This window comes from Cellulomonas sp., from assembly GCF_036279715.1.
Classification (GTDB): domain Bacteria; phylum Actinomycetota; class Actinomycetes; order Actinomycetales; family Cellulomonadaceae; genus Cellulomonas_A.
On the sequence record NZ_DASUIR010000028.1, the window covers coordinates 46,053 to 52,135 of the forward strand.

At 72.3% G+C, this 6,083-nt stretch carries 6 protein-coding genes; 3 read left to right on the top strand and 3 right to left on the bottom strand.

Annotated features, from left to right (window positions below; genetic code table 11):
* Window positions 1-51 precede the first annotated feature (51 nt).
* Window positions 52-306 carry a helix-turn-helix domain-containing protein gene (locus VFW79_RS02985; protein WP_329675822.1) on the top strand — a complete coding sequence of 85 codons (255 nt, stop codon included), beginning with the start codon at window positions 52-54 and terminating at the stop codon, window positions 304-306.
* 11 nt (window positions 307-317) lie between these two features.
* Here the strand turns inward: VFW79_RS02985 and VFW79_RS02990 are convergent, their stop codons facing one another.
* Entirely contained in the window at window positions 318-845 is a 528-nt protein-coding gene (locus tag VFW79_RS02990) for a hypothetical protein (protein WP_329675823.1), read from the bottom strand.
* A gap of 206 nt (window positions 846-1,051) precedes the next feature.
* On the opposite strand from VFW79_RS02990, the gene VFW79_RS02995 reads away from it, so the two are divergent.
* Both VFW79_RS02995 and VFW79_RS03000 read left to right on the top strand, forming a co-directional pair.
* Complete coding sequence (locus tag VFW79_RS02995; RefSeq protein ID WP_329675824.1) at window positions 1,052-1,864, top strand: LysM peptidoglycan-binding domain-containing protein; 813 nt, start codon at window positions 1,052-1,054, stop codon at window positions 1,862-1,864.
* Window positions 1,861-2,637 (top strand): Rv3235 family protein, encoded by a 777-nt coding sequence (locus tag VFW79_RS03000; RefSeq protein ID WP_329675825.1) that lies wholly within the window; start codon window positions 1,861-1,863, stop codon window positions 2,635-2,637. Before VFW79_RS02995 ends, VFW79_RS03000 begins: the two co-directional genes overlap by 4 nt.
* A 112-nt stretch (window positions 2,638-2,749) precedes the next feature.
* Here the strand turns inward: VFW79_RS03000 and secA are convergent, their stop codons facing one another.
* Window positions 2,750-5,605, bottom strand: a complete 2,856-nt coding sequence (gene secA, locus VFW79_RS03005) for a preprotein translocase subunit SecA (RefSeq protein ID WP_329675826.1) — start codon at window positions 5,603-5,605, stop codon at window positions 2,750-2,752.
* A gap of 144 nt (window positions 5,606-5,749) precedes the next feature.
* Window positions 5,750-6,083, bottom strand: a 334-nt coding sequence (locus tag VFW79_RS03010) for a DNA glycosylase AlkZ-like family protein (protein ID WP_329675827.1), incomplete at its 5' end; no start/stop codon positions are given.

The following is a 6,083-nucleotide window of genomic DNA, read 5'->3' on the forward strand; positions in this document are numbered from 1 at the left end:
CAGCCTTGTGGACAACCGGACCTCCGTGCGCGCCCATGCCACACTTCGGTCATGGCTTCTCGGTTCCTCACGCTCGCCGACGTGATGGAGGTGCTGAACATCTCCGCACCTCAGGCCTACGCCCTCGTCCGGTCGGGCGAGCTCCCCGCGATCCAGATCGGCGGGCGGCTCCAGTGGCGCATCGAGGCGACGGAGCTCGAGGACTACATCCAGCGGATGTACCGGCAGACCCGCGCCCGGATCGAGACGGAGCACGACGCCCCGGGTGGCCCGGGCGCGCAGGCCAACAGGTTGCTCGTCGACTGACGACCGCGACCTCAGCTCGACCGCACGACGCGGATGGCGGCGAACGGCACCGCCCACAGCTCGCCGCCGCGCGACTCCACGTGCCCGGCGGCGAGGTCGAGGTGATCGGCACCGACGCGCTCGACGCGTCCGGTGAGGTCGCCACCGTGGGTCACGATCTGCACGATCACCCGGTCGCGCGCGAGTGCGCGCAGGGCGTGGCCGAGCGTCAGCCGCCGCTCGACGACCCCGCACCCACCCGCGGAGTGCCGCGTCAGGCCGCGGATCGCTGTCACGGCGGCGAGCGGGACGAGTGAGCTCCGCCCCTGCGTGTCGAGCAGGATCCACTGCGCGGACGCGTCGCGCAGCATGCCGCTGACCTGCTCGCCGCCGTCGGTCCGCACGGTCAACGTCGCTCCGCGGGCCGCTCGAAACCGGTCGGCAACGGAGACGGTCGCTCGCTCCGCACGCGTCAGCTCCACGACCTCGGCGGCGAGGTCAGCGGTGCGCGCCGCATCCAGCTGCGCCTCCATGTCGGCGAACAGGGCCTCCCAGCGCATCGGCTCACAGTAGGGCACAGCCGTAGCTCCGCACGCCCGAGATGTCGGGTTGTGGACACACTGTTGAGCAGCGATGCCGCACTCCGACAATCGCGCGCCCGAAAGTCCGCAGCGTGGCTGCACGACGGCCGTCGGGTGCGCCACTGGACGCCACAGGGGTCAATGCGCTACACCTAGTCGCACCACGCATCATCAAACGACATCAAATGCGATCAACGACGGAGGCGGCCATGCGACCGACCGGCACCACTCCCACCGGCCCGCGGAGGCGCCCGCGGACGGCGCCCGCGGCGCTCGGCGTCCTCTGGCTCGGGCTCCTCGCCGCCTCAGGGCTCACCGTCGGGATCGCCGCACGGCTGGACGCCGTGCTCGCCGACGGCCTGGCGGGCGCAGGCGTCGACAGGCTGGTCGAGACCGCGGTGCTCGGCGTCGGTCTCCTCCTCGCCGGCTGGCTCGCGCTGTCCCTCGTCGTCGCAACCGCGTGCGCCTCCGGTCGCGCCGCGGGAGTCACCTGGCGCGCCGGGGAGCGAATCGTCGCCCGCTGCGCGCCCGACCTCGTCCGCAGGGTCCTCGTCCTGGCCGTCGGGGCGGGCCTCGGGCTGTCGGCCGCCACCGGCGCGACCGCAGCAGCGCCGGGCGACCTCGACCTGGGGTGGGCTGCCACCGCCGCGACGGCGACGCCGACTGCCACAGCGGGTCCCGTCATGGCAGCTGCCAGCAGCACGGCGCCGACCACGGCAGCTGCGATCACCACGACCGTCAGCTCCGTGGCGAGCGCGTCCGCACCGGCCACGGCGCACGCAGCACAGGTCGACAGCGTCGTCGTCGAACCGGGCGACACGCTCTGGCACATCGCCCAGAACGCGTTGCCGAGCGGCGCGGGGTCCGCCGACGTCGCCGCGGCTTGGCCCGCCTGGTACGCCGCCAACGCAGCACTCATCGGTGACGACCCCGACCTGCTCCAGCCCGGCCAGGTGCTGAACGCCCCCACCACGACCTCGACGGACGGCGCCTCATGACCACCCTCACCCTGGACCGCGCGCGCGCCGCGAGCAATGCGGTGGAGCTCACGGCCGCTGAGTCCGCGATCGTCGGCATCGCCGCAGCCGTCGAGGCGCGCGCGCCCCGCGGAGCAGCGCTCGACCGTGCCTCGACGCCGTCGGCGTCGACCGCATCGGGTGATGCCGCGCCGCCCTTGGCGAGCTCCACGCGGACCGGCCACCCCGGCCGCAGCGCCGACGCGGACCCGACCGCTCGCCCGGACCGACCGTCCGAGTCACCGACACCCGTCCGGACCCGCCTCGTGCCGACCCTGGCCCCGCTCCCGCGGCTGACAGCACCGACCGGCCCGGGGCACTCCCGTCCGCCGACGCTCGACGAGCGGGTCCTCGCCCGCCGCCGCGCCGCGCTCGCCGCCGAGCGGGCCGCCGCCACGGCCGAGGCGGCCGTCGGGCCCGTCCCGAACGGCGACCCGACGTCCGTGTGCTGCTCGCTCGTCCTGGCCGCGGTCGAGTCGCTCGCGGGGATCCGCGCCGTCGCCCAGCTGGCCCGCTGGGTCACTCCCGAGGTCTACGAGGCGCTCAGCACGCGCGCCGCGCTGACCGTGCGCGTGCTCGGCGCTGGAGCGGCGTCGCGCCGGCCGGAGGTCCGGCGGGTGCGGGTGTGCCGCATCGGCGAGCACGTGGCTGAGGCGAGCGTCGTGATCGACGACGGGCGTCGGGTCCGTGCCGTCGCCGTCAGGCTCGAGTCGTGGCGAGGCGCGTGGCGAGCCGTGGCGCTCGAGATCGGCTGATCGGGGGCGCACGTGATCCCGTGGGTACGGCAACCGACGCGCGCGGTCGCGCCCGACACGACTCAGGCCCGCCCCCCGGAGGGACGGGCCTGAGTCGGTCGGTGATCAGTGATCAGCCGCGGCGACGCTGCTGCTTGGCCGCCTTGCGGCGCTCCTCGCGGTTGCTGCCGGCCGATGCTGCGCTCGCGTCGTCCGACCCGGCTGCCGCGGGCGCGGCACCCGCTGCTCCCGCGTCTCCGTCGACGCTCGGCGCCGAGTACTGCAGCGGCGCGCGTCGCTCCGGACCGTCGATGCCCTTCGCCACGATCGTCGGCCGTCGAGTGCGCTGCGGTCCTGGCTCGGCCGCGGCCGGCGCGACCGCCTGCTCCTCGTCGGCGCCAGGGCGCGGTCCTGCTGCCGCTGCTCCGGCACCGAGAGCGGCCTGGGCGGCCGACTGGGCCGTCACCTGACCCTCGTCGGACTCCGGCTCGGCGACCTTGACCTCGAGGTTGTGCAGGTATGCGACGGACTCCTCCTTGATGGCGTCGGTCATCGCCCCGAACAGCTGGAAGCCCTCGCGCTGGTACTCGATCAGCGGGTCGCGCTGGGCCATGGCCCGCAGGCCGATGCCCTCCTTGAGGTAGTCCATCTCGTAGAGGTGCTCGCGCCACTTGCGGTCGAGGACCGACAGGACGACCCGCCGCTCGAGCTGACGCATGTTCTCCGCGCCGATCATGCCCTCGCGCTCGGCGTAGGCGTGCGTGGCGTCCGAGATCACCTCGGTCTCGATCAGCTCGGTGCTGAGGCGGGTCGGGCCGCCCGCCTGCTCGACGACCTCGTCCGGCGTGATCGTGATCGGGTACACGCCGCGCAGCGCGACCCAGAGCGCGTCGAGATCCCACTCCTCCGGGCGCCCGCCGGACGTGGCCCCGGTGATGTACGCCGACAGCACGTCGTGCGAGAAGTGCTGGATCTGCTCCTGGAGGTCCTCGCCCTCGAGGACGCGGCGACGCTCGTCGTAGATCACGGTGCGCTGACGGGACATCACGTCGTCGTACTTCAGGACGTTCTTGCGGATCTCGAAGTTGCGCGCCTCGACCTGCGACTGCGCGCTCTGGATCCCACGGGTCACGAGCTTGGACTCGAGCGGCAGGTCGTCCGGGAACCCGGCGCGGGTCATGAGCGACTCCGCGAGCCCCGAGTTGAACAGGCGCATCAGGTCGTCCTGGAGCGACAGGTAGAACCGCGACTCCCCTGGGTCACCCTGGCGCCCGGACCGACCACGCAGCTGGTTGTCGATGCGCCGGGACTCGTGCCGCTCGGTGCCGAGCACGTACAGCCCGCCGAGCTCGACGACCTCGTCGTGCTCGGAGGCCACCGCCTCGACGGCCTTCGCGAGCGCGCCGGGCCATGCGGCCTCGTACTCCTCGGCGTTCTCCGCCGGGTCGAGCCCGCGTGCGGCGAGGTCCGCGACGGCCATGAACTCGGCGTTGCCGCCGAGCATGATGTCGGTGCCGCGTCCGGCCATGTTCGTCGCGACCGTGACCGCGCCCTTCCGCCCGGCCTGCGCGACGATCGACGCCTCACGTGCGTGCTGCTTGGCGTTGAGGACCTCGTGGGGCACGCCGAGCTTCTTGAGCTTCGCCGACAGCAGCTCGCTCTTCTCGACGCTCGTCGTGCCGACCAGGACCGGCTGACCCTTCGCGTGCCGCTCGACGATGTCGACGACGACCGCATCGAACTTGGCGGCCTCGTTCTTGTAGACGAGGTCGCCCTGGTCGATGCGGCGCATCGGCTTGTTCGTCGGGATGGGCACGACGCCGAGCTTGTAGGTGCCCTGGAACTCGGCGGCCTCGGTCTCGGCGGTACCGGTCATCCCCGCGAGCTTGCCGTACAGGCGGAAGTAGTTCTGGAGCGTGATCGTGGCGAGCGTCTGGTTCTCGGCCTTGATCGCCACGCCCTCCTTGGCCTCGATGGCCTGGTGCATGCCCTCGTTGTAGCGGCGCCCGGGCAGGATGCGCCCGGTGTGCTCGTCGACGATGAGGACCTCGCCGTTCATGACGACGTAGTCCTTGTCGCGCTTGAACAGCTCCTTGGCCTTGATCGCGTTGTTGAGGAAGCCGATCAGCGGCGTGTTGAGCGACTCGTAGAGGTTGTCGATCCCGAGGTAGTCCTCGACGCGGGCGATCCCGGGCTCGAGGACCCCGACGGTCCGCTTCTTCTCGTCGACCTCGTAGTCCTGCTCGGCGGCCAGGCGTCGCGCGACCTTCGCGAACTCGCCGTACCAGCGGTTCGCGTCGCCCGACGACGGGCCCGAGATGATCAGCGGGGTGCGCGCCTCGTCGATGAGGATCGAGTCGACCTCGTCGACGATCGCGAAGTTGTGACCGCGCTGGACCAGCTCGTCCGTGGTCCACGCCATGTTGTCGCGCAGGTAGTCGAAGCCGAACTCGTTGTTCGTGCCGTACGTGATGTCGGCCGCGTACTGCTCACGCCGCTCCGCGGGCGTCTGGTTCGACAGGATCACGCCGGTCGACATGCCGAGGAACCGGAAGACGCGACCCATGAGGTCGGACTGGTAGCTCGCCAGGTAGTCGTTGACCGTGACGACGTGCACGCCCTTGCCCGACAGCGCGTTGAGGTACGCCGGGAGGGTCGCGACGAGCGTCTTGCCCTCACCGGTCTTCATCTCGGCGATGTTCCCGAGGTGCAGTGCCGCGCCGCCCATGAGCTGCACGTCGAAGTGGCGCTGGCCGAGCGTCCGGCGCGACGCCTCCCGCACAGCCGCGAACGCCTCCGGCAGCAGGTCGTCGAGGCTCTCACCGTCGGCGAGCCGGGCCTTGAAGCGGTCGGTCTCCTCGCGGAGCTCCGCGTCGGACAGGCTGTGGAAGCTGTCCTCGAGCGCATTGACCTGGTTGGCCATGCCGGACAGCTTCTTGACGATCCGGCCCTCGCCGAGGCGCAGGACCTTCTCGAGGATCGCAGGCACGCGTGACTCCCGACGTGTTCGCGCTCCGCGCGCGCGGCGTCGGAGCGAGCTGAGCTGACCCGACCGCTCGGCCGGGCCCGACCATCGTAGGCGAGCCTGCACGCCCCCGACGAAGAACGCAGGTCGCGGCGCCGTCCGGGACCGTCAGCGCGCGACCTCGTCGACGCTCGCCAGCGCCGCCACCAGCGCGGGCGCGAGGTCCCCGAGCAGACCGGTGCCGGCGGTCCCGACGGCCACCTCGCCGAGACCGAGCCAGTCCGCGAGCAGCCGCAGCTCGGCCGCGAGGGCCGCCGGTACGTCCGGGTCGGTGCGATCGGCCCCCGCCGGGACGCTGTGCGCCGCGTGCACCCGCAGCACACCCGCCCGGCGGTCGGCCTTGAGGTCGACGAGTGCCGCGAGGCGATCGCCGAGAAGGAAGGGCAGGACGTAGTAGCCGTGCACGCGCTTGTCGGCCGGGACGTAGATCTCGATGCGGTAG